Source organism: Streptomyces sp. 8N706 (genome assembly GCF_052245415.1).
In the GTDB taxonomy this organism is placed as follows: domain Bacteria; phylum Actinomycetota; class Actinomycetes; order Streptomycetales; family Streptomycetaceae; genus Streptomyces.
On record NZ_JBQQBW010000105.1, the window covers coordinates 1 to 22,497 of the forward strand.

Genomic DNA, 22,497 nt, shown 5'->3' on the forward strand with positions numbered 1-22,497 from the left:
CCCCAACTCCCGCGCACACCAGCGCGAATGACTTTGGGTGATCGGGTCGCGACGAAGCGCGGTCGCCGTGTAGCGTGCCCAGCAACAGACAACCCCCGCCGGTGCAGCAACACCGGACGGGGGTTTGACCAACAAGATCGATCGGACCTCGATCCCATGGCTACCGCCAACCTTAGCGCCGCCCACCGTCCGTACGCCCCTCCGATGGCCTCACCGGGCTACGGAAAACGTTCCGTCCCGGGTCAATCGCCCCGCCGCCAGAGCGATTTCACCCATCTTCCGCCGCGCGAGGCATCCATCGCCGCCCATGTGGACCGGCTTCCGGACGGCGCCGCCATCGACGCCAAGACGCTCGCCAAGGAGCTGCCCGGCTACGGCCGGCAGGCCGCTCGGTCGGCTCTCAACGCGCTCTCGGAGGCCGGTCATCTGCGGCGGGTCAGGGAGACGGTCGGCGGCGGCCGGACGCAGTGGGTGTACCGGACGTACTTCTCCCGGGTCGCCCGCGATGATGCCTGGTGGGCGGGGTTCCTGGCGGGCGATGTGGTGGACGGGGCGCCGTCGGCCGTGCCGGATGCGCGGCCGCTGTCCGGACGCACCCCGCCGCAGCGGCCCGGGCTGCCACCGGACGATCAGCCCGCCACGAAGGCGTCCTCCCCGGGGCCTCGCCCGGAGCGACCGGTTCGGCTTGCGCGCACCACCGGGCCCGCACCTACCGTGCCCACCGCGCGTCACGCCCTGGCTGCACATCCTGCCGGGCCCACTCGGCTTGACGGGCCCGAGCCCACCGCCGGGCGTTCGGCGCCCAGGCCCACCGCCCGTCCCGCTCCTCCCGGCCCTGAGGCCCGTCCCGTCCAACCTGCCGCCGCCCGTATCGGCCAGTCTGCGCCCACCACCCGTACCGCCCGGCCTGCCCGTACCGACCGGCTCCCGCGCTCCGAGGCCTACGAGGTGCTGGCGGGGCTCGGCCGCGCCGATGCCCGTATGACGCTCTCGGCGGCCGAATGCGCGAAGCTGGAGGGGGCGGCCGCCGAGTGGCTGGCGCGCGGAGCCACGGCCACGCAGCTGGTCAGTGCGCTCACGGCCGGACTTCCCGCGGAAGTCCACTGCCCGGGGGCGCTCGCCCGGAGCAGACTCACCACGAAGCTGCCGCCCGAACGCGTGCGCCCGCCGGGGGGTGCCGTGGAGCCGGGAGGGCCTGACGCACCCCGGCGGATCATGGAATGTACGGAGTGCGGCGCACCGGGCCGCCCCGAAGCGCTCCCGGGCGGCCTGTGCCGCACCTGCCGGGGACGGGCTCCCGGCCCCTGCCGAAGCCGCCTGTCCGCCGCCGAGATCCACGCCCGCGTCGAGAGCTTGAAAGCCGCCGCCCGCACACCCGAAGGGAGCAGCGTATGAGCGTGCAGGTGCATCATGGGCCCCGCCTTGCCGGGGCACCATGGAGGGGAGGAGGCGACGCCATGACCCCCAGGACCGCCGGCCGGCCCCAGATGCCTGTCGAGGAGTTCGAGCAGCTTGCCCGCACGGCGCCGGAGACCGTGAGGCTGGAATTCATCAGCGGAAAGCTTGAGGTCAAGCCCGTGCCTGACGGCGACCACGACGAAATCGTCATGTGGCTCCTGGAGCAGTGCATGCAGCAGCGCCATGAATTGCGCCTGTACCCGGAGCGTGGTCTGAAGGTCGAGAGCTATCGCAATGGCCGCGTCCGCCCGGACGGAACTCTGGCTCCCAGGGGGCATTTTGGCGGCCACGGGGAATGGGCCGATCCTGATGGCGTCCTGATGACCGTCGAGGTCACCTCGAACGACCCGGACACCGACCGGCGGGACCGATGCGAGAAGCGCGACGGCTACGCGGAGGCGGGCATCCCTGTCTATCTGCTCGTCGACCGCGATGAGTGCACCGTCACCATCCACAGCGAACCGGAGGACGGAAAGTATCGCAGCTTGACGTCACGCCCGTACGGCGCCGTCGTCGAGATCCCGGCACCTGTCGGAATCACCCTCGAAACAGAGAAACTGAAGGACTACGCGCACTGACCGAACGCCGCCTGTTCTGGGCGCTGGAGTTCACACGGAGAGCCGGAATGGCTACGCAGCCGTCGGACACACCTGAAGCCCATGAACCACCGACTGAGGCTCGTCGGTACGTGGAAAGAAACGCTCTCGGAGGTCGTCGCTTTCCGTAGAGGAGCTCGTCCGAGCCCGAGAAGCACTCGACCGAGGCAAGGCCCGCCATCGGTCGCGACAGGGCGCGCCGCCGGGCGGGCGGGGAGCCGCGTGGGCGGGGAGCCGCGTGGGCGGCTCCCCGCGGGTGAGGTGACCGGCCGGGTCAGACCTCCAGCTCCGCCTCTATCTTGCGGAGCTGGTGACGGGCCATCGCCAGGTTCGCGCGGCTCTTGTCGAGGGCGAGGTAGAGGAACAGGCCATTGCTTCCCCGTGACTTGAGCAGCCTGATCAGGTGGTACTGGCCGCCGAGGGTGATCAGAATGTCCTCGATCTCGTCCTTGAGGCCGAGGAGTTCCATGGTGCGCACCTTTGCGCGGACCACGTCGGTGTTGCCCGCGGCCGCCACCGACAGATCGAGACCCTTGCCTCCGCCCAGGGTGCCCAGGGCCATGCCGCTCGTGTAGTCGACGAGGGCGACGCCGAGGACCCCCTCAATGGCGGTCATTGCTTCCTTGAGAGCGGTTTCCGTATTTGCCATGACTGTCGCATGTCCTTTCCCTTGATGTGTTCTCCGCAGCGGCGGCCGTGCGGCGAGGCGCACATCACCGCGTACGGGGGGTGACAGGAGGTCAGATGGTGGCCTCCGGCCGTTCGCGCGCGCCGTCGACCAGGTCTCCGATGCGGGCGCCCGCTCGCCGCCCCTCCAGGTGGAGCCGCCCGACGTTGGTCCGGGGGCCCGCCAGTACGGTGACGACGGCTGTGGCGCCCGCCGCGTAGGTCGCGACATAGCCCTGCTCGCCGCGTATCAGCAGTTCGCGGAACTCCCCGCGGCCCGTGGCGTCCGTCAGCCGCAGCCCGACCCCGAGCGCCGCCGCGGTGAGGGCGGCGACGCCCTCGGCTTCCACGGGCGCGGCGTCCTGGGCCAGGACGAGTCCGTCGATGCTGGCCGCGAGGGCGCCCGTCAGATGAGGAACGCGTGCCCTCAACCGCCGTAATTCGTCCAGGACTTCAGGTTCTGCCGCCAACAGCAGTCTCCTCTCGGCGCGCTGTCTCAAGGCCCTCCTCATGACGACGTGGAGGGGGCCTGGTGGACGGACCGGGGAATCACAGGGCCTCCAGAGCGTCACGAAGCCGGCGCAGCAGGGCGATGTCCGGGTCGGCGGGGATTTCCGCGACCCAGTCGGGAACGGGGTGGGGGAGGGGTGACGTCACGGACGCGTGGGGCGTCTCGATGTGCCCGGCCGCTGCCAGGCGGCGCACCTCGATGAGGGTGTGGAAGGCGGGCCGTCCCAGCAGCCGGGCTATCGCGGCGGGGGTGCGCATCCCGTCCGCGAGGTCCAGCACCGCCCGCTGCCGGCGGGGGACGGCAGGGGCGCGTACGGAGGCGTGCCGGATCACGGGCGCGGTGTCGACCGCGGGGCACGGCCACAGACTGTCCAGCAGCTCCCGGCGGCGCCTCGTCTCCCGCTGGACGCGTTCGGCGTGAACGGGTCGTACGGGTCCGAGCCAGTGCACCGCGCCGGGGCGGAACCGGGCCGGGCCCGTGCTGGGAGCCAGCGCGAAGTACGCGGCGTCGAACAGCGCGCCCAGATGGCAGATCTCCAGCTCGCCGCCCGCCAGCCCGCCGCTGTCGACCAGGAAGCGGCCGACCTGGCAGCGGGCGCCGGCCCGGTCGACGGCCTCTTTCCAGCGTTCGGCGGGGAGCCGCCCGCCTGCGGTGAGCAGCACGTCGAGACCGGGTGCGGCGTGGCTCTCGGCGTGCACGACCTCGCCGTCGGAGAGAAAGAGCGTGCCGCCGTCGAGCAGCAGCGCACCGGTGGCACGCTCGGCCGCCAGGCGGACGAGCATCGGGGGCTCCGCGGTCCTCATCCGAGCACCAGCCGCTCGGCGAGGTCCTTCAGACAGATGCGCGCGAGGGCGAGATTCCCCTCGTCCCGGTCGAGCCAGACATGGATGAAGACGCTGCTGTCGAAGGTCGTCTCGACGAAGTGCAGCAGGTGGTAACCGGCGCGGGTGGTGACGATCACGTCTTCCACGGGCGCGCCCTTGGCGGCGTGGCCCGGTCCGGCGGCCGCTCCCGCCATCCCGTCGGTCCCGGGCCACTCCGCGAGCCGGGACTGCGAGGACGGTGCGGACGGTACGGACGGCGGGAACGGCAGGCTCGGCTCGGGGGCGGCGAACGCGGTGTGCTCGGCGGCCATGCGTGCCAGTTCCGCGGTCTCTGCCGCCGTGGCCTCGTGGTCGCCGTTGGGCGAGTCCCCGACCGTGCCGAGCGCGAGCCCGCTGGTCCAGTCGACGACCGCGGCTCCGCGCGCGCCGGGCAGCGTCATGGCCTTGAGCAGACACTCGTCGATTCCGGGCACGCCGACTCCCCTCCCTGCACAGCGTGCTGACGCACCGGATGTGCACCAGTGACGATGAAGTTACGCACGGTGGTGACCGTAGTGGGGAGTTATGGCAATTCCCCCGGGAATATGCGGTGTCATGGGCTAGAATCCGCCCCCGCTGCGGGTGAGGGGTGCGCCGCCGTGTCCGAGGGCGGCACGGCCCGCTCCGCCCACCCCGAGCTCGGCAGCACGACGTACGCATCGGATCGCCGCGGGGACGTGGCGGTACGCAGAACCGCAGCCGTAGGAGGCGGTCTGCGGTGTGGGGCAGACCGTCTCAGTACGCGCCCCGAGGACGCGGTTGCGGCGCACGCCGCGGGAGGGGGCGGCGGTACGGGCGCCCCGTCCTACAGGTCCGCGCGGGCGCAGGGGTCGGCAGCCGCGGCGTACGCGGTCCCCGCAGCGGTGCGCAGTGCGGCCCACGAGCGGTGCACACGCCGTGGGCGACCCGCCGCGTACGGGTGCACGTACGGGAGCCGGTACCGGCGCCGGGTCTAACCCGGTCTCGTCGCGCCCGCGAACGGCATCTGGTCGATCGGCGCCACACGGACCGGCGTGCCCGGCCGAGGCGCGTGAATCATCCGGCCGTTGCCGACGTAGAGGCCGACATGGCTGATGCCGGAGTAGAAGAACACCAGGTCCCCGGGGGCGAGCGCCGAACGGGGGACGCGCCGGCCGGCGTTGATCTGGCTGTAGCTGGTGCGGGGCAGGGAGACCCCGGCGGATCTCCATGCGGCCAGGGTGAGGCCTGAGCAGTCGAACCCGCCCGGCCCGGTCGCGCCCCAGACGTACGGCTTGCCCAGCGCCCCGTAAGCGAAGGCGACGGCCTGGGCGGCGCGCTGGTTCGGCGCCCGCAGTCCGGCGCTGCCGCGCGGGGCGCCGCGGTCGGCGTGCGGCGTTCCGCCCGTGGGGTGGCCGTCCTGCCGGAGGACCGCCGCACGTTGCTCGGCCGTCAGCCGGGCGAGCAGCCGTTCCGCCGCGTCGAGCTTCTCGCGTACCGTGCTCCGCTGCTTGCGCAGCTCCGCCTGGCTGCGCCTGAGCTCCGCCAGCCGCTCGGCCGCTCGGCCGCGGACCTGCTCGATGCCGCGCAACTGGCGGCGGATCCCGGCGACGGCGACGGCCTGGCGGCTGCCTGCGCGGTCGACGATCGAGGCCCGTTCCAGATACTCGTCGGGGCTGGAGGAGAGCGCGAGCTGAAGCGCGGGATCGATACCGCCCGAGCGGTACTGGGCGGTGGCCAGCGAACCCAGTGCGTTACGGGCGGCGTTGATCCGCTCGGTCCTGCGTACGGCCTCGCCCCGGAGGCGGTCCAGGGCCCTCTGCGCCCTTTCGGCCCTCTCCTCGGCGCCGTTGAACTTCTCGGTGGCCTCCTCGGCCTCGTGGTGCAGCCGGTCGACCCTGGCCTTCACCTGGGCGGGGGCGGGGCCGCCGGGATCGGCGTACGCGGTGCCGTCGAGGGCTGTCGTTCCCGCCGCGCCGGCGAGGGCCAGAGTCGCCGCCGTACGGGCGGTGCTGCCGGTGAGCGATCGCCGCCTGGGCTTTCTGTGCGAGGCCACGGCCGCCATCACATCCTTCCCAACTGTGCGGCGGCCGGGGGGAGTCAGCCGCCTGGGGGAGGACGCTAAGCCCGCAGGGTGCGAGCGAATACGAGGATGAACGGGACTGGACGGTTTGGGCGCGCCTCTGAACAGAAGCACCGGGTGAATTCCCACGGCTCTGCCGCTTCACGATGCGCCGGTGACCGAAGCGCCGATTGAGGCCCACCTGGGTACCGGCCGGTGCTATGGGCCCGGTTAGGCTCCCCCGCATGGACATATTGATCAATGTCTTCGTCGGTCTGCACATCATCGGCATCGCGTCGCTGCTCGGTGGTTTCTTCACGCAGATGAAGGCGATGGGCACGGGCACGGCCCGGTTCGGCCCGGCGATGCTGCACGGTGCGCTGACCATGCTGATCACGGGCGTCGCTCTGGTGGGGCTGGACCAGGCCGACGGTCAGTCGCTCAACAACGTCAAGCTCGGTGTGAAGCTGGCGTTGCTCGTCGTCATCCTCGGCCTGGTCTACGTCAAGCGGGACGAGGAGAGGGTCGACAAGGCCGCCTTCGGCTCGGTCGGCCTGCTCGCGATCGCCAATGTGTTCATCGCGGTCCTCTGGACCTGACGTGACGCTTCCGTAGCGCCCCGGCGCCATCGCGCCCGGCGCCGCTGCGCCCCGGACTCCACGGGCCCCGACCGTACGGCGCGAACGCCACGTCCCCGACCGTACGGCGCGAACGCCACAGACCCCGGACCGTACGGGCGCGGTTGCCACGCCCCGGACCCGTACGGGCGCGAACGCCAGGGCCCCCCGGACCGTACGGCCCCAACGCCCGCCCCCACAGCGAGAGCGCCCCACCGGCCGGCCGGTGGGGCGCTCTCGGCGTGCGGAGGTGCCGACGCCCCCGGGTGGGGAGCGCCGTCCCGCTCCCCGCGCAGGCGGCTACGCCGGGCGGACGCTTCCGTAGATCGGCATGTAGGTGATCGCCTCGGTGCGGATGTTCGCGCCCGGCTTCGGAGCGTGGATCATCTGGCCGTCGCCTGTGTATATCCCGACATGACTGATGTCGTCGTAGAAGAAGACCAGGTCACCCGGTTTCAGATCCTCGGTGGCGACCCGGGTGCCGACCTTCACCTGGTCCCAGGTGGTACGCGGAAGCGACACCCCGGCGCTCTTCCAGGCCGCCTGCGTCAGCCCCGAGCAGTCGTACGAGTTCGGGCCCGTGGCCCCCCACACGTACGGCTTGCCGATCTGTGCCCGCGCGAACGCGAGGGCCTTGGCGGCCTTGGTCGCGTACGAGCCGGAGTCCGAGCCCGTAGCCGGGTCGGTGGTGGAGGTTCCGCCGCCGGACGAGCCGGAGCTGTCGTTCTGCTCCTGCTCCTGGCGGGCTTCCTCGCGCCGCTTCTCGGCCTGCTCGCGGGCCAGCTCCTCCGCCCTGCGCTGGGCCTCCTCCTCCTTCTTGCGCTCGAGCGCCGCCAGCCGTGCCTTCTCCTCGGCGGTCAGCTTCGACAGCAGCTCGCGCGCCTCGCTGAGCTTGCGCTGCACCGACTGCTTGGTCGTCCGCAGCTCGTCCTGGGAGTCCGACAGCGTCTCCAGGCTCCGCGCGGCCTCGGCGCGCTTCTCGGACGCACTCTCCTGCTGGTCCTGGTAGTCCGCGACGGCCTGCTGCTGCCGTCCGGTCATCCGGTCCATGAGGTGGTTCTGGTCGAAGTAGTCCTGCGGATCGGAGGCCAGTATCAGGGTGGCCGTCGGCGCCATCCCGCCGTTGCGGTACTGGGCCGCGGCGTAGCTGCCGAGCTTGCGGCGCGCCTCGTTGAGGTCGTCCGTGCGCTCCGCCACGTCGTCGATCAGTCGGTCCGTCTTGGCGCGCTGCTGGTCGGTGCGCTCTTTGGCCTCGTTGTACTCCTGCGTGGCCGAGCCCGCCTGCCGGTAGAGCTCATCGACCTTCTTCTGGACCTCTTCGATGCTCTGCCTCGGCTCGCCCGGCGCGGCCTGGGCGGTCTGCGAGAGCAGGGTCGCGGAGGCCAGCGCCGCGGTCGTCAGACCGACGGCGGCGCGGCGGCCGGAGCCGTGGTGGAGCAGATGGGTCCGCGGTTTGCGGTGCGACGCCAAGGCGCGCGTCTCCTTCCGTGGACCGCCTACCGGGTTAGCTGTCGGGTTCGGGCGGATCGGAAGGCTGCCCTACGGTCCGTCGCCGCGCGCAGTGCATGCTCGCGTGACGGGCCGATTCACCCCGGTGTTGCGTGGTGGGTCCCCGGCTCCGGATGCCTGGAGGCATGGCCGGATTCGGCGGAGGCCGCCCGTGCCGACGCGGTCGCCGGCGGGGGGTTGCGGGCCGCCTGAGCGAGCACGGTAGCCAACATGTGGGGCAGCTGTGAAGGCTGGTGTTCGATATGCCCGAAACCTTTTTGTGACCTGGCGCGGGTTTCAACGCCGTCCGCCCGGTCGGCTACGGTCAGTCGCGATCCGCCGCTGCCGGCGAGGCCGTGGTCAGGCCACCTCAGGGGAGAGAATGAGGAAGCGGTGTGGGCTGTCGGTGCGGCGGCCTAGACTCGGTGGGCGATGAGCAGCCTCTTTGACGACAGCTTCCTGGCGGACCTCGAGCGTGCGGGCGACGAGCCCCCGCCGCCGCCCGAGGAATCCGCGCACCCACAGGAGGAGATGCCGGCCGACCTCTTCGGCGGGCGCTTCGACCACCCCGTGGACCGGGACGCGTACTACCGCGACGGCGCGCCGCGGCCCGCCGTCGACCCCGCCGCGCTGCTCGAGGGGCTCAACGAACAGCAGCGGGCCGCCGTCCGGCACACCGGCTCGCCGCTGCTCATCGTCGCCGGCGCCGGCTCGGGCAAGACCCGTGTGCTGACGCACCGCATCGCCCATCTGCTGGGCACGCGCCGGGTCCACCCCGGCCAGATCCTCGCGATCACCTTCACCAACAAGGCCGCCGGGGAGATGAAGGAGCGCGTCGAGGAGCTCGTGGGGCCCCGGGCGAACGCGATGTGGGTCTCCACCTTCCACAGCGCCTGCGTCCGCATCCTCCGCCGGGAGAGCAAGAAGCTCGGCTTCACCTCCAGCTTCTCGATCTACGACGCCGCGGACTCCAAGCGCCTGATGGCTCTCGTCTGCCGCGATCTGGACCTCGACCCGAAGCGCTATCCGCCGAAGTCCTTCAGCGCGAAGATCTCCAATCTCAAGAACGAGCTCATCGACGAGGAGACCTTCGCCGGGCAGGCTGCGGACGGTTTCGAGAAGACCCTCGCCGAGGCGTATGCGATGTACCAGTCGAGGCTGCGCGAGGCCAACGCCCTCGACTTCGACGACATCATCATGACCACCGTCCATCTGCTCCAGGCGTTCCCGGACGTCGCGGAGCACTACCGGCGGCGCTTCCGGCATGTCCTCGTGGACGAGTACCAGGACACCAACCATGCGCAGTACACCCTGGTGCGGGAGCTGGTGGGCACGGGCGAGCATGTCGCCGAGCTGTGTGTGGTGGGCGACGCCGACCAGTCGATCTACGCCTTCCGCGGGGCGACCATCCGCAACATCCTCCAGTTCGAGGAGGACTACCCCGACGCCACCACGATCCTGCTGGAGCAGAACTACCGCTCCACGCAGACGATCCTCAGCGCCGCGAACGCCGTCATCGAACGGAATGAGAACCGCCGGCCCAAGAACCTGTGGACCGAGGCGGGCGCGGGCGCGACGATCACGGGCTATGTGGCCGACACCGAGCACGACGAAGCGCAGTTCGTCGCCGACGAGATCGACCGGCTGACGGACGCCGGCGACGCCAAGGCCGGTGACGTCGCCGTCTTCTACCGCACGAACGCCCAGTCCCGTGTCTTCGAGGAGATCTTCATCCGGGTCGGGCTGCCGTACAAGGTCGTCGGCGGCGTGCGCTTCTACGAGCGCAAGGAGGTCCGCGACGTCCTCGCGTATCTGCGGGTGCTGGCCAACCCCGAGGACACCGTCCCGCTGCGCCGGATCCTCAATGTTCCGAAGCGGGGGATCGGGGACCGCGCCGAGGCGATGATCGAGGCGCTGGCCCTGAGGGAGAAGATCTCCTTCGCCCAGGCCCTGCGCCGGGTCGACGAGGCGTACGGCATGGCGGCCCGCTCGGCGAACGCCGTGAAGCGGTTCAACACCCTGCTGGAGGAGCTGCGTACGATCGCCGAGTCGGGCGCCGGCCCGGCGACGGTGCTGGAAGCGGTCCTGGAGCGTACGGGCTATCTGGCGGAGCTCCAGGCGTCGACCGACCCGCAGGACGAGACCCGGATCGAGAACCTCCAGGAACTGGCCGCGGTGGCCCTGGAGTTCGAGCAGGAGCAGCCCGGGGAGAACGCGGAGAACCCGGGCACCCTCGCCGACTTCCTCGAACGGGTCGCGCTCGTGGCCGACTCCGACCAGATCCCGGACGAGGACGAGGAGGGCTCCGGTGTCATCACGCTGATGACCCTCCACACCGCCAAGGGGCTGGAGTTCCCCGCCGTCTTCCTGACCGGCATGGAGGACGGCGTCTTCCCGCACATGCGGGCGCTCGGCCAGACGAAGGAGCTGGAGGAGGAGCGGCGGCTGGCATACGTGGGCATCACGCGTGCGCGGGAGCGGCTCTATCTCACCCGGGCGACGATGCGCAGCGCCTGGGGCCAGCCGTCGTACAACCCGCCGTCCCGGTTCCTGGAGGAGATCCCGGAGCGGTACGTCGAGTGGCGGCGGACCGGGCCCGCGCTGCCGTCGGCGTCGGCGATGGCCGGGGTGCAGTCCTCGCGCTCCAAGGCGGGGCCGAGCGGCTTCGCCACCCGCCGGACGACGGAGCGGCCGGTGGTCGCGCTGGCGGTCGGGGACCGGGTGACCCACGACCAGTTCGGCCTGGGAACCGTGATGTCGGTGGCGGGCAGCGGCCATGACGCCAAGGCCACGATCGACTTCGGTGATGAGAAGCCCAAGGTGCTGCTGCTGCGTTACGCGCCGGTGCAGAAGCTGTAGAACGCCCGCTGGGTCAACGGTCCGCGTGGGTTGCGGGGGATCGAGGCCGGGGGCGCGGGCCGACGCCGGAGGGCCGGGGGCCATGGGGGTCCCCCGGACGGATTCCGGGGGAGGCGGACCGGCGGGCCTACGAGGGTTCGAGCCCCTTGTCGCGCAGCCAGGGAAGCGGGTCGATGGCCGCGTCGCCTCCGGGGTGCACCTCGAAGTGCAGGTGCGGGCCTGTGGAGTTGCCGGAGTTGCCCGAGTAGGCGATGACATCGCCCGCCTTGACCGACCCTGACCGGATCTTGGTGCTGCTGAGGTGGCAGTACCAGGTCTCGGTGCCGTCGGCGGCGGTGACTATGGCCATGTTGCCGTAGGCGATGTTGTACTGCGTGCGCACGGTGCCGTCGGTCGCGGCCATCACGGGTGTGCCGTAACTGACCGGGAAGTCGATGCCGCTGTGCACCGACATCCAGTTGACGCCCGCTTGGCCGAACGTGGCGCTGAGCCCGTGCTGTTCGACCGGGATCGCGAACTTCGGACGCAGCGCCTCCCGGCGGGCGGCCTCCGCCTCCTTGCGCTTCTTCTCAGCGATCTGGCGCTGCTTGAGGTCGATGCGCTCCTGGGTGCGGCTGGCCCGGTCGGCGAAGTCATCGGCGTCGGCGGTCAACGTCTCGAGCTGGGTGTCGAGTTTGCTGTTCGCCGCGGACGGCTTGACGGCCGACGTGTCGGGCGCGGCCTGGGTGGTCGCGGCGTCGTCCTGGTCGGTGCCGGTGCTGACGGAGGCGGCGGCGATACCGGCCACCCCCATGACGGCGATCGAGGGGACGGCGACCGTGAGGATCGCGGAGCGGCGGGCGGGGACGCGGCGGCGGTTGCGCTGGGGCGCCCGGCGCGGCCCGGGGACGAACATGACGTCGGGCCCGGCCGGGGTGGCGCCCCCCTCCGGGGGCCCCGCCTCGGCACCGGCCTCGTACGCGACGCCGTGGACGGCTTCATGGAGGACCGTGGCATCGTCCTCGGCATACGCATCGTTCACGGATGCGAACCGGTCCGTGTCCAGAGCCTCGAACGCGCTCGTCTCCATGGCCCCGAACGCGGCGACAGGCTCGGGCTCGGCCTCGGTGCCCGGGCCGTGCGACCCGTAGGGCTCCTCGCCGGGAGCGTCCTCGGCGGTCGCGTAGGCGGAGGCGTCCCACACCTCGGTCAGCGGGTCGGCGTCCCACGCCTGGTGCTGCTCGGCGGGGTTCCAGTCCTGGTGCTGCTCGGCGGCGTCCCAGCTCTGGGCCGGTTCGGCGGGAGCGGCGGGGGCGTTCCAGTGCTCGGCGGAGTTCCACTGCCCGGCGTCGTACTGCCCCGACTCGTACTGCCCGGTGGCGTCCCAACCGGAGGCGTCCCACTGGCCGGTCGCGTACGCGGTGGACTCGAGGGGCGCGGATTCCAGGGGGTCGGAGCTCGCCTGGGCCGGGTTGCCGGGCGCCATGTCGTAGCTCGAGGCGTCCCACGTCGCGCTGATGTCGTACTGCCCGGTGCCGTAGCTGCCGGTGGCATGGCCCCCGGTGTCGTACACCCCGGTGTCGTACGTCGTCGGCTGGGCGCCGTACGCCTCGTAACCTGCCGTCTGCCCGGCGCCGTTGGGCCACTGCGCGGCGTCGCCCCCCTGAGCTGCGTCATAGGAGAACGTGCCGGTGCCGTACGTACCCGGCATGGCGCCGAAGAGCGGATCCCCGTCGCCGTAGGCGGCGTCCAGGTTGTCGAAGGTTCCGGTGGAGTAGCCGTCGTACCCGGCATAGCCGTGGTGAGTTCCCTGCTGCTCGTACGGGGCATGGAGCCCGTACGAGGCGTCGGGAGCATGGACGGTCGGGTTCGAGTCTCCCGACGGGTGACGGTCGTTCACCACCAACTTCTCTTTCGCCTCGGCAGCAGGAGAATTAGCGGCGACTGTACCCGGCGGTACGCGGCGGCCACAATCTTCGGCAGGTTTCCTGCTGTCCAGGAGCGGGCATTTGGCCGCCTTGCGACGAACTGTGGACCGCGGCTTGGCCCGGCGTTCGAATGTAGTTCGACAACTGTTCGCCGACGGACGCGAAGATCAGGCCACGGAAGCGGTCTCCGATGTGCCGCTGGCGGACGCCTCGTCGTCCAGTGCCTGCCGTATGCCCGCCGCGACCGCGGCGTGTACCGGCAGTGCCAGATGTCCGATACCGCTGACTTGGACGTTGTGCGAGATGAGATCCGGGTGCTCGAGGCGGGCCGTCTCCAGCGGGACCATCAGCTGGTCCAGGTCGCTCCAGAAGCTGACGAAATGCGTGTCGCACTCGGGGGCGGGGCCGGCCAACTCCTCGATCACATCGGAATCCGGGCGCATCTGGCGAACGATGGGATGGGCGGAAAGCAGGGGAATCGCCTTGGTGCCGGAGTGTGGCGTGCCCAACGTGACCAGCGTGCGGATACGGGTGTGGCCGCCGAGCCGCTGTGCGTAGTAGCGGGCTATCAGGCCGCCCAGACTGTGCCCGACCACATCCACGCGATCGTGTCCGGTGCGGGCGCAGACCTCCTCGATGTGCCGCCCCAGCAGGCCCGCGGCATCGCGGAGGTCGCAGCACAGGGGGGAGTAGTTGAGAGCTTCAACTTGACGCCAGCCGTGCTGGCGCAGAGAGCGGCGCAGCAGGACGAAGACGGAGCGGTTGTCGATGAAGCCGTGGAGGAGGAGGACGGGCGGGTGGCCGGTGCCCGGCTCGTCGGGGGTGGGCAGCAGGGTGGTCCCGGGGTCGTCCAGCGGCACGGTCGGCGCGGGCACCGACGGCTGCTCCGGCGGGCGCTCAGCGATCACGCCCGTCGGGTAGAGGACCGCGTGCCCGGCGAGAATCGCCAGATCCAGCGCGGTGGCCTTGATGAGCGCGGCCGACGGGCGGAGAAGACTGGGAAGAAATGGCAGTGCCCCCATGGCCGACCTCCCGAACGGCACACCAGGGACGCCTCTGTCCCCCGTGTGCCCTCACGGGCAGCCGTCGCGATGGCCGGTGGCGGCTCGAGCTCTGTCCGTACCGGTCGCCGCCCCTGTGGGAGCGGTGGATCCGCCCCTGTGGGGGCGGTGGATACGGAGGCCTCGCTGCGGCTCCCCTTCAATATGTCCCAACGTGTGATTTCCCCCTCGGTGGCCTTCGCGAAACTGTCGGGGGGAGGATGGTGGAGATAACGTTCGTTCACTCCCCCTGGTCCTGAGGGTGCGGGGGGCCCCAGCCGCCGATGACGGCAGACGCATGGAGGCAGTGATGGGTGTGTCGGGTCCGATCCGCGTGGTGGTGGCCAAGCCGGGGCTCGACGGCCACGACCGCGGAGCCAAGGTCATCGCACGGGCGCTGCGCGACGCCGGTATGGAGGTCATCTACACCGGTCTCCACCAGACGCCCGAACAAATCGTCGATACGGCGATTCAGGAGGACGCGGACGCCATCGGGCTGTCCATCCTCTCCGGCGCACACAACACACTCTTCGCGAAGGTGCTGCAGCTCCTGAAGGAGCGCGAGGCGGAGGACATCAAGGTCTTCGGCGGCGGCATCATTCCCGAAGCGGATATCGCCCCGCTCAAGGAGCAGGGCGTGGCGGAGATCTTCACCCCCGGTACCCCGACCAGCGAGGTCGTGGCCTGGGTTCGCACGAACGTTCGCGAACTGGCTGCCTGACCGCAGGCCCGGCGGCCCCGTCGCCATGGCACTCGGTGCCGGGTGTCTGGACCGAGTGCACGGGGTGACGGCACTCGGTGCCGTCCCCTCCCGCGCCCTGGTGCTGCCCGGGGCCCGGCGGCAGGGTGCCGCCCAGCCGTTCGCACCCGCCCGTCGCACGGTCCGTGCGGCCCGGCGCGGGTGGTCGCCGGGCCGAGCTCGGCAGTCACCACAGACCCCTGCCCAGCGGCCCCGAGGCTGCGGCCCAGCTGGGGTGGCCGCGGCGACCGCCGCCGCGCGGCCGCGCTGCCTGTCCGTGGCCGGGCGAGCGGAGCCGCCTGCCGGTGGCCCGCCCAGGGGGCGGCCAGGGTTGCCGGACCCGGACCCGGGACCGGGCACCGGTGCCGGGTGCCGGTGCCGGTACCGGGGGCCGAAGGCGCGGGGGAAGCTGAGGTTGCCCGGACTCCACGGAACGTAAGGGCCTGCGGCGATGCGCTCTGCCTTGGGGACGTGGCGATTCCTGGCTCGCTCGCCCGGCAACCCCGTGCTGCTTTTCGCGTCAGCCGTCATCGTGGGCTCCACGAAAGATCGGTTGGGTGCCCGCGGGAGGGCGCACGCACGGGGTGCCTTCGCCCGGTGGGGTGGGTCGTGTTCCGCATCGTGTTCCGGGCGCTTGTTCGAGCTGGGCGCGGGACTGATCCGGCGGTCCACGGCTCCTCGAGTGGGGGGAGCCATCACTCGGGCAGCCGGGACAGGAGCTCAAAGCGGGAGGGCGCTGGTGGGGCGAGGGGCGGGGGAGCTTCGAGTTCGCGGCGCATCGTGGCGCGCAGCCGTAGCGTCCCGACAAGGCGCTGGAACGCCTCGGACCAGTAGCCACCCGCGCCCGGGGAGGCGCCCTCCGGTTCGTCCGGGGTCGCTGTGAGCATCTCCAGCCGGTCGGCCTGCGCGGGGTCCAGGCAACGCTCGGCCAGGCCCATCACGCCGCTGAAGCTCCATGGGTAGCTGCCCGCGTCCCGGGCGATGTCCAGGGCGTCGACCACGGCGCGTCCCAGCGGTTCGGCCCACGGCACCGCACAGACCCCCAGGATCTGGAACGCCTCCGACAGACCGTGTGCCGCGATGAACTCGGCGACCCAAGCGGCTCGCTCCGCCGCAGGCAGAGCGGACAGCAGCTTCGCCCGGTCGCCCAGAGGGGCCGAGGCGGCGGACGGTGAGGAGGGCGAGCCGAGCAGCGCCCGCGACCACTCGCCGTCGCGCTGCCGCACCGCGGCCCGGCACCAGGCGGCGTGCAGTTCCGCCTGCCAGTCGTCGGCGACGGGCAGGGCCACGATCTCCTCCGGGCCGCGGTCGCCGAACCTGCCCCTCCATGAGCTCAGTGGCGTGGCCTCCACCAGCTGGCCCAGCCACCAGGCGCGCTCTCCACGCCCGGAAGGCGGCTTGGGCACGATGCCGTCACGCTGCATGGCGGCGTCGCACTCGTGCGGCGCTTCCACCGTGATGAGCGGCCCGCCGCTCGTGCGGTCCAGGCTCACACAGGAGGCCGCCCGCTCGGCCATGCGCGCCGCGAGCGCGGAACCGGGGAGCGCGGAGAGCAGCTCCGCGGCGGTCGCGCGGACGTTGCGACTGCGATCCGAGAGCGCCCGTTCCAGGAACGGCTCATCTGCGCCGGAGAGCCCCGAGCGGAGCGAGTCGAGGAACATCAACCGGTCCTCGGCCCGCTCCGAGGACCACGTCGAGCCGAGCAGGGCCAGTGCGGCAGCCGGGTCCCGGCGGCGCAGAGCGGTGAGGAGTGCGGCCCGTTCGGCGAACAGTCCTTCCTCCCACAGCCGTCGGACGGCGGCGGGCTCGTCGGCCCCCGGCAGCGCCGAGCCTCCGGTGGACCCGCGCAGAGCGAACTTCCAGTCGGGGTTCAGCCGTGCCAGCCACAGCGCACGCGGACCGCCGAGGCACAGGGCCTCAGGGCGGAGATCGGAGCGGGCGCGGGCCGCGTCCAGCAGCGCGGGCAGCAGCTCGGCAGGGGCTTGATAGCCGTGCCGGTTCGCCGCCGCCAGCCACTGCGGGAGCAGTTCGGTGAGGTCCGGCGCGGCGCCACGGCGTCCACCGCCGCTGCCGGAGCCGGCCACGCGGTCCGCGAGCAGCGTCGCGAGCCGTCGCCGGGCCGCGGGCGGCAGCGGTGGACGTACGTCCTCCGGCGCGGCCGCGGGGCGCGGCAGGGCGACGGCGGGCCGCAGCCCGGCCCGCCGCCGCAGGGTGCTGACCGCGGCGGCATCCAGCAGCGCCACCGCGGGCTCGCGCCCCCGCGCGTCCACGGGCGGCGTCCGCCGGTCGGTACCGAGCAGCGCCGCAGTGACCAGCTCCTCCCAAGAAGGGGAGGGGAGTTCGGCGGTGATGGTCATGTGTTCCCCCATACGGTGATGACGGTTCCGTTCCGGACCGGGGCCCCACCGGATCCGTACGGGCCCGGACGGGAAACGAGCCGTGCATGGTGCCGCCCCCGACGGGAGCGCGGCGCCCCCTTTGCTCCTCCGAGTACCGGCTTCCGGTGCACGCCGATCCGCGCGCCGGTGCCCGGTGAGCTGCCGGTGCGCGATGCGGGCATGCGCGTCGGGGGGTGGCGCAAGGCGTGAGGGCGGCGGCCCTTGTTCCTCCGAGCGCCCGCTTCCCGTGTACGCGGTCCGTGTGCCGGTGCCCGTGAGCTTTCCGGGGAGGCATGCCGGGCCCGTGTAACGGTGAATTGCCGGTGTGTTGTGCGGGCGCGCGGGTGGGGCGCAAGGCCTGGCCATGGGGTCGGAGGTGGTGCGGGGCCGGCGGCGGGAGGTCACAGCGGGACCGCCTCCGAGGTGGCCGGGGACCATGCGGTCAGGGGCGTGAAGCCGCGGTGCCCGCATTCGCCGAAGACCGTCACCGCCTTCCCGCCCGATAGCGACGCGAGCTGCCACAGCCCCGTACGGCCCAGGCAGCGCGGGTCCACCGGGAGCGCGGCGTCCCCGTCCGCATCGGCCAGTTGCCAGCCGTCCGCGCCCGGCACCGGCACCACCTGCGACAGCACCGCCGGCCAGGCGTCCAGCCAGGGATCGTCGCGCAGTGCCTTCCCGTACGTGTCCAGGGCCGCCCCGACCGCGGACCCCGGCGGTATCCCGCCTGTACCTGGCGGCGCGAACTGCCGGCCCAGGGCGGCCCGAAGCGGTCGCGAGCCCGGGAAGTAGGCGAGCGTCGCGTCGAGTGCGAGGCCGGTGGGAAGGGCCAGTTCGGGAGCGCGCCCGGCCGCGCCGAACGACAGCAGCAGGGCCGTCCGCCCCGAGTCCTCACCGCGCAGCCAGATCCGCCGTGTGGTCATCTTCGCGTCGCCGCTGTCCTGTTGGGCGAGGACCAGCCACCTGTCGCGCACCGCCGCGCTCTCCTCCGCCAGCAGTTCGGCCTCCTTCGTCGGGACGCCGACGCGTGAGCGGACTGTCGCCGCCAGCGGCTCCGGCAGCCGCGAAAGACCCAGAAGGCTCCGGTCCAGCAGGTGCAGCAGCGAACACTCCTCCAGCAGCCGCGCCGGCCACCCCGCACCGGACGCAGGGATCGCCCCCAGCTCCCGCACCCGCGCCGCGAGGCCAGGAGCCTTCGCGTCGACCATGCGCGCGGCGGTCTCGTCCCACGCGGTGTACCCCCCGCGGTCCGCGCCAGCCAGTCCGCCCCGCAGTAGATCGATCAGTCGCTGCTCCAACTCCGAGGCGCCTGCCGCCATCTGCTCCGCCCGGCGCGCGGACCGCCGTTCGGCCGCGGCCGGGTCAGCGATCCGGGCAGCGTCCGGGCCCGCCGTCTTCCGCTCGGCGCGCTGCCTGCGAGCGGCCAGCCACGGTCCGGCCCACTCCGGCGGCTCCGCCCCGCCCGGCACGGACTCCGGATCCCCCGCCCAGAGAAGCAGCAGCCCGAGCGCGTGCTTGCACGGAAACTTCCGGCTCGGACAACTGCAGGTGTATCCGGGGCCGGAGCCCGCCCCGGAGCCGTGGACGGCCACGACCGTCCGGTACGGCTTGCTGCCGCTGCCCTTGCACAGCCCCCACACCGCCTCCTCGTTCGCCCCCGCCGCGGACCACGGTCCCGCGACCCCGAGCTTGCTGCCCGCCTTGCGCGAGGCGGCGTCAGGAGCCAGTGCCAGCACCTGTTCCGCCGTCCAGCGCACCCCCTGGTGAGTCATGTCGACGACGCTACGGCCCCCCACTGACAATCCCCTTGACCTGCGTGTTCAACTCCGGCCTGGTAGCTGTGCACGAGCCTCGCGGCCCATTGTCAGTGGCCTCGTGCAGGGTGGATTCCGCAACCGGCCCACGGGGTTTTTCGGGGTGTGGGCCGTACGTCATGCGCCTGCGTGCGCAGTCATGCGAAGAGGGGGAGCCGTGACCGCGAACACCAGTGGGACCACGACCGACCAGGCCCTGCGGCCACATGCCGAGGACACGTTCGCCCATGAGCTCACGGCGCTCGCGTCGGCGGACGACCGTCCGCGCCCCGCGCGTTGGCTGATGTCGCCCTGGGCCGTCGCCACGTATCTTCTCGGCGGCACGCTCGCGGACGGCACCGTGATCACCCCCAAGTACGTCGGCCCGCGCCGCATCGTGGAGGTGGCCGTCACCACGCTCGCCACCGACCGCGCGCTGCTGCTGCTCGGTGTCCCCGGCACCGCCAAGACATGGGTGTCGGAGCACCTCGCGGCGGCGGTCAGCGGTGACTCGACGCTCCTGGTCCAGGGCACCGCCGGGACGCCCGAGGAGGCCATCCGCTACGGCTGGAACTACGCGCAGCTGCTGGCCCACGGCCCCAGCCGCGACGCGATCGTGCCCAGCCCGGTCATGCGCGCGATGGCGGAGGGGATGACCGCCCGGGTCGAGGAGCTCACCCGCATCCCGGCGGACGTCCAGGACACACTGATCACGGTGCTCTCCGAGAAGACCCTGCCCATACCGGAGCTCGGCCAGGAGGTTCAGGCCGTCCGCGGGTTCAATCTCATCGCGACCGCCAACGACCGCGACCGCGGCGTCAATGAACTGTCCAGCGCGCTGCGCCGCCGGTTCAACACGGTGGTGCTGCCCCTGCCGTCCACGCCCGACGCGGAGGTCGACATCGTCGCCCGCCGTGTCGACCAGATCGGCCGCTCCCTCGACCTGCCCGCCGTACCGGACGGCATCGACGAGATCCGTCGCGTCGTCACGGTCTTCCGCGAGCTCCGCGACGGGGTGACGACGGACGGCCGTACGAAACTCAAGTCACCCTCCGGCACGCTCTCGACAGCAGAAGCGATCTCCGTGGTCACCAACGGTCTCGCGCTCGCCTCGCACTTCGGTGACGGCGTTCTCCGGCCGGGCGACGTGGCGGCGGGCATCCTCGGCGCCGTGGTCCGCGACCCGGCCGCCGACCGGGTCGTCTGGCAGGAGTACCTGGAAGCGGTGGTGCGTGAGCGCGACGGCTGGAAGGACTTCTACCGTGCCTGCCGTGAGGTGAGCGCGTGAGCGGCCGGCCGCTGCTGCTCGGAGTACGGCACCACGGGCCCGGGTCGGCGCGCGCCGTGCGGGAGGCGCTCGACCGGAAGCAGCCGCGTGCCGTGCTGATCGAGGGGCCGCCCGAGGCGGACGGGCTCGTCGCGCTCGCCGCGGACGAGGGGATGCGGCCGCCCGTCGCCCTGCTCGCGCATGTGGCCGACGACCCGGCGCGTGCCGCGTTCTGGCCGCTGGCCGAGTTCTCGCCGGAGTGGGTGGCGATCCGCTGGGCGCTGGCCCACGACGTCCCGGTCCGGTTCATCGACCTGCCCGCGGCGCACACCCTGGCGATGAGCGGCGACGACGAGCCGGACCGGTCGGACCGGCACGGCCGGTCGCCCGCCGCGGACGGCCCGGACGACGGCTGCCCGGACCAGGGCTGCCCGGACCAGGGCGGGCGACCGGCGGACGACCCCGTACCGCCCGGCGACCGCACCGAGCGCGACGGCGGCGTCGAGTCCGAGCAGGACGGAGACGGTGGCGACGACGGGCCGCGCCTGCGGATCGATCCGCTCGCCGTACTCGCCGAAGCCGCCGGATACGACGATCCGGAGCGCTGGTGGGAGGACGTGGTCGAGCACCGGACGCCGGGCCGGGCCGGCCGGGGAGCCGTCCCGCCCACGGCCGCTCCGCACTCGGCGTCCGCGGCCGTACCGACCACGGTCGGCAGGGGCGGTACCGGTGACAGCCAGGTGCCCGTGGACGCCTCCGGCACGGGGAGGGCGGGCGTCGGGGCCACCGGCTCCGGCGCTGCCGGTGGCGGGGGCGCGAGCGGTCGGCCCGGTGGCTCGTCCACCGTGGACACGGGCAGCGGCACGGAGGTTCGTCACGCGCCCGATGACGCGTTCGATACGGCGAGGACAGGCACCGAGGAGGGCCGCCGCGGCGTGGACGGCGGCGCGAGGACGGCCGACGGGGACGGCGGGCCGTCCGTGGACGGCGGCACGGGGGGAGCCCGGGGGCCGGACCGTTCCGGGGAAGGCGTCGGAGCCCTCGGTGCCTTCGAAGCGCTGGGCGAGGCGATGGGGGCGCTGCGCGAGGCGTACGGGGACGGGGACCATGACCGGGACCCCCTGCGCGAAGCGCACATGCGGCTGCGGATGCGTGAGGCGCGGCGCGAGTTCGGGGAGGACGGGTTCGCCGTGGTCTGCGGCGCCTGGCATGTGCCGGCCCTGACCCGGCGTACCACCGTGAGCGCGGACCGGCAGCTGCTCAAGGGACTGCCGAAGGCCAAGGTCGACATCGTCTGGGTGCCGTGGACCCACCGGCGGCTGTCCCGGCACAGCGGCTATGGCGCGGGGATCACGTCGCCCGGCTGGTACGGGCATCTGTTCAACGCCCCGGACCGGCCGATCGAGCGCTGGATGACCAGGGTCGCCGGACTTCTCCGGGATGAGGACCATCCGGTCTCCTCCGCTCATGTGATCGAGGCGGTACGCCTCGCCGATACCCTCGCCGCGATGCGCGGCAGGCCTCTCGCCGGGCTCGTGGAGACGACGGACGCGATCCGGGCGGTGATGTGCGAAGGCTCGGATGTGCCGCTGGCACTCGTGCAGGACCGGCTCATCGTCGGTGATGTGCTCGGCCGGGTGCCCGAGTCGGCTCCCGCCGTGCCCCTTCAGCGGGATCTGACGCGTGTACAGCGCACCCTTCGTCTCAAACCGGAGGCGGCGGAGCGGGAGTTGGAGCTCGATCTGCGCAAGGACACCGACGCCGGACGCAGCCGGCTGCTGCACCGGCTGCGACTGCTCGGCATCGAGTGGGGTGAGCCGCAGCGCTCGCGCGGCGGGTTGGGGACGTTCCGGGAGACCTGGCGGCTCCGCTGGGAGCCGGAGCTGTCGGTGCGTGTCGCCGAGGCCGGGGTGTGGGGAACGACCGTCATCGCCGCCGCCACGGCGAAGGCCGGGTCCGACGCCACCTCCGCCGGGTCCCTCGCCGACGTCACCGCCCTCGCCGAGCGCTGCCTGCTCGCCGGACTCCCGGAGGCCCTCCCGGTGGTGATGCGGATGCTCGCCGACCGGGCCGCGCTCGACGCCGACGTCGGTCATCTCGCCCAAGCCCTCCCGGCGCTGGTCCGCTCCGTGCGGTACGGCGATGTGCGCGGCACCGACTCCGCCGCGCTCGCCGAGGTGGCGGTCGGACTGGCCGAGCGGGTCTTCGTCGGACTGCCGCCCGCGTGCGCCGGACTCGACGCGGACGCCGCGGACGAGATGCGGCAGCACATGGACTCCGTCCACACCGCTGTCGGTT

Annotated in this window: 17 protein-coding genes and 1 riboswitch; of the genes, 7 read left to right on the forward strand and 10 right to left on the reverse strand. The window is 72.4% G+C overall.

Going from position 1 to position 22,497, the window contains the following annotated elements; all coding sequences use genetic code 11:
- Nucleotides 1–204: 204 nt before the first annotated feature.
- Nucleotides 205–1,395: a MarR family transcriptional regulator gene (locus ACTWQE_RS27820; protein WP_443331815.1), complete on the forward strand. Its 1,191-nt coding sequence runs from the start codon at nt 205–207 to the stop codon at nt 1,393–1,395.
- A 62-nt stretch (nt 1,396–1,457) separates the two neighbouring features.
- The gene (locus ACTWQE_RS27825) at nt 1,458–2,036 is read left to right on the forward strand and encodes a Uma2 family endonuclease (RefSeq protein ID WP_443331816.1); all 579 of its coding nucleotides are present in this window, start codon (nt 1,458–1,460) and stop codon (nt 2,034–2,036) included.
- 292 nt (nt 2,037–2,328) lie between these two features.
- Here ACTWQE_RS27825 and ACTWQE_RS27830 read toward each other — a convergent pair whose 3' ends face one another.
- The 5 genes from ACTWQE_RS27830 to ACTWQE_RS27850 form a co-directional block, all read right to left on the reverse strand.
- Nucleotides 2,329–2,703 (reverse strand): hypothetical protein, encoded by a 375-nt coding sequence (locus tag ACTWQE_RS27830; protein ID WP_443331817.1) that lies wholly within the window; start codon nt 2,701–2,703, stop codon nt 2,329–2,331.
- Nucleotides 2,704–2,794: 91 nt separating this feature from the next.
- Nucleotides 2,795–3,232: a roadblock/LC7 domain-containing protein gene (locus ACTWQE_RS27835; RefSeq protein ID WP_443331818.1), complete on the reverse strand. Its 438-nt coding sequence runs from the start codon at nt 3,230–3,232 to the stop codon at nt 2,795–2,797.
- 37 nt (nt 3,233–3,269) lie between these two features.
- Entirely contained in the window at nt 3,270–4,013 is a 744-nt protein-coding gene (locus ACTWQE_RS27840; protein ID WP_443331819.1) for a transcriptional regulator, read from the reverse strand.
- Nucleotides 4,014–4,030: 17 nt separating this feature from the next.
- Entirely contained in the window at nt 4,031–4,528 is a 498-nt protein-coding gene (locus tag ACTWQE_RS27845) for a hypothetical protein (RefSeq protein ID WP_443331820.1), read from the reverse strand.
- 518 nt (nt 4,529–5,046) lie between these two features.
- Entirely contained in the window at nt 5,047–6,117 is a 1,071-nt protein-coding gene (locus ACTWQE_RS27850) for an NlpC/P60 family protein (protein ID WP_443331821.1), read from the reverse strand.
- Nucleotides 6,118–6,359: 242 nt separating this feature from the next.
- Between ACTWQE_RS27850 and ACTWQE_RS27855 the strand changes: the two genes are divergently transcribed.
- Nucleotides 6,360–6,713, forward strand: a complete 354-nt coding sequence (locus ACTWQE_RS27855; RefSeq protein ID WP_443331822.1) for a hypothetical protein — start codon at nt 6,360–6,362, stop codon at nt 6,711–6,713.
- Nucleotides 6,714–7,031: 318 nt separating this feature from the next.
- Here the strand turns inward: ACTWQE_RS27855 and ACTWQE_RS27860 are convergent, their stop codons facing one another.
- Nucleotides 7,032–8,201, reverse strand: a complete 1,170-nt coding sequence (locus ACTWQE_RS27860; RefSeq protein WP_443331823.1) for an NlpC/P60 family protein — start codon at nt 8,199–8,201, stop codon at nt 7,032–7,034.
- 8 nt (nt 8,202–8,209) lie between these two features.
- Nucleotides 8,210–8,376: riboswitch (cyclic di-AMP (ydaO/yuaA leader) on the reverse strand.
- 275 nt (nt 8,377–8,651) lie between these two features.
- Here ACTWQE_RS27860 and pcrA point away from each other — a divergent pair.
- Nucleotides 8,652–11,078, forward strand: coding sequence for a DNA helicase PcrA (pcrA, locus tag ACTWQE_RS27865; protein WP_443331824.1), 2,427 nt, complete (start codon nt 8,652–8,654; stop codon nt 11,076–11,078).
- 127 nt (nt 11,079–11,205) lie between these two features.
- Here the strand turns inward: pcrA and ACTWQE_RS27870 are convergent, their stop codons facing one another.
- Together ACTWQE_RS27870 and ACTWQE_RS27875 are read right to left on the reverse strand one after the other, a co-directional pair.
- Complete coding sequence (locus ACTWQE_RS27870) at nt 11,206–12,957, reverse strand: peptidoglycan DD-metalloendopeptidase family protein (protein ID WP_443331825.1); 1,752 nt, start codon at nt 12,955–12,957, stop codon at nt 11,206–11,208.
- A gap of 195 nt (nt 12,958–13,152) precedes the next feature.
- Nucleotides 13,153–14,007 (reverse strand): esterase/lipase family protein, encoded by an 855-nt coding sequence (locus tag ACTWQE_RS27875; protein ID WP_443331826.1) that lies wholly within the window; start codon nt 14,005–14,007, stop codon nt 13,153–13,155.
- A 328-nt stretch (nt 14,008–14,335) separates the two neighbouring features.
- Here ACTWQE_RS27875 and ACTWQE_RS27880 point away from each other — a divergent pair, with 328 nt between their 5' ends.
- The gene (locus ACTWQE_RS27880) at nt 14,336–14,746 is read left to right on the forward strand and encodes a cobalamin B12-binding domain-containing protein (RefSeq protein ID WP_443331827.1); all 411 of its coding nucleotides are present in this window, start codon (nt 14,336–14,338) and stop codon (nt 14,744–14,746) included.
- A 713-nt stretch (nt 14,747–15,459) separates the two neighbouring features.
- On the opposite strand, the gene ACTWQE_RS27885 is transcribed toward ACTWQE_RS27880, so the two are convergent.
- Nucleotides 15,460–17,121 carry a DUF5691 domain-containing protein gene (locus ACTWQE_RS27885; protein WP_443331828.1) on the reverse strand — a complete coding sequence of 554 codons (1,662 nt, stop codon included), beginning with the start codon at nt 17,119–17,121 and terminating at the stop codon, nt 15,460–15,462.
- 422 nt (nt 17,122–17,543) lie between these two features.
- Complete coding sequence (locus tag ACTWQE_RS27890) at nt 17,544–18,911, reverse strand: SWIM zinc finger family protein (protein ID WP_443331829.1); 1,368 nt, start codon at nt 18,909–18,911, stop codon at nt 17,544–17,546.
- 181 nt (nt 18,912–19,092) lie between these two features.
- Between ACTWQE_RS27890 and ACTWQE_RS27895 the strand changes: the two genes are divergently transcribed.
- Nucleotides 19,093–20,220, forward strand: a complete 1,128-nt coding sequence (locus tag ACTWQE_RS27895) for an ATP-binding protein (RefSeq protein ID WP_443331830.1) — start codon at nt 19,093–19,095, stop codon at nt 20,218–20,220.
- On the forward strand, nt 20,217–22,497 hold a 2,281-nt coding region (locus ACTWQE_RS27900; protein WP_443331831.1), incomplete at its 3' end, for a DUF5682 family protein. The genes ACTWQE_RS27895 and ACTWQE_RS27900, both read left to right, overlap by 4 nt.

Excerpts from the sequence above, each read along its gene's own strand:
- ACTWQE_RS27820 (WP_443331815.1), top strand. The coding sequence starts at position 205 with ATGGCCTCACCGGGCTACGGAAAACGTTCCGTCCCGGGTCAATCGCCC.
- ACTWQE_RS27825 (WP_443331816.1), top strand. The coding sequence starts at position 1,458 with ATGACCCCCAGGACCGCCGGCCGGCCCCAGATGCCTGTCGAGGAGTTC.
- ACTWQE_RS27830 (WP_443331817.1), bottom strand. The coding sequence starts at position 2,703 with ATGGCAAATACGGAAACCGCTCTCAAGGAAGCAATGACCGCCATTGAG.
- ACTWQE_RS27835 (WP_443331818.1), bottom strand. The coding sequence starts at position 3,232 with ATGAGGAGGGCCTTGAGACAGCGCGCCGAGAGGAGACTGCTGTTGGCG.
- ACTWQE_RS27840 (WP_443331819.1), bottom strand. The coding sequence starts at position 4,013 with ATGCTCGTCCGCCTGGCGGCCGAGCGTGCCACCGGTGCGCTGCTGCTC.
- ACTWQE_RS27850 (WP_443331821.1), bottom strand. The coding sequence starts at position 6,117 with ATGGCGGCCGTGGCCTCGCACAGAAAGCCCAGGCGGCGATCGCTCACC.
- ACTWQE_RS27855 (WP_443331822.1), top strand. The coding sequence starts at position 6,360 with ATGGACATATTGATCAATGTCTTCGTCGGTCTGCACATCATCGGCATC.
- pcrA (WP_443331824.1), top strand. The coding sequence starts at position 8,652 with ATGAGCAGCCTCTTTGACGACAGCTTCCTGGCGGACCTCGAGCGTGCG.
- ACTWQE_RS27875 (WP_443331826.1), bottom strand. The coding sequence starts at position 14,007 with ATGGGGGCACTGCCATTTCTTCCCAGTCTTCTCCGCCCGTCGGCCGCG.
- ACTWQE_RS27880 (WP_443331827.1), top strand. The coding sequence starts at position 14,336 with ATGGGTGTGTCGGGTCCGATCCGCGTGGTGGTGGCCAAGCCGGGGCTC.
- ACTWQE_RS27885 (WP_443331828.1), bottom strand. The coding sequence starts at position 17,121 with ATGACCATCACCGCCGAACTCCCCTCCCCTTCTTGGGAGGAGCTGGTC.
- ACTWQE_RS27890 (WP_443331829.1), bottom strand. The coding sequence starts at position 18,911 with ATGACTCACCAGGGGGTGCGCTGGACGGCGGAACAGGTGCTGGCACTG.
- ACTWQE_RS27895 (WP_443331830.1), top strand. The coding sequence starts at position 19,093 with ATGCGAAGAGGGGGAGCCGTGACCGCGAACACCAGTGGGACCACGACC.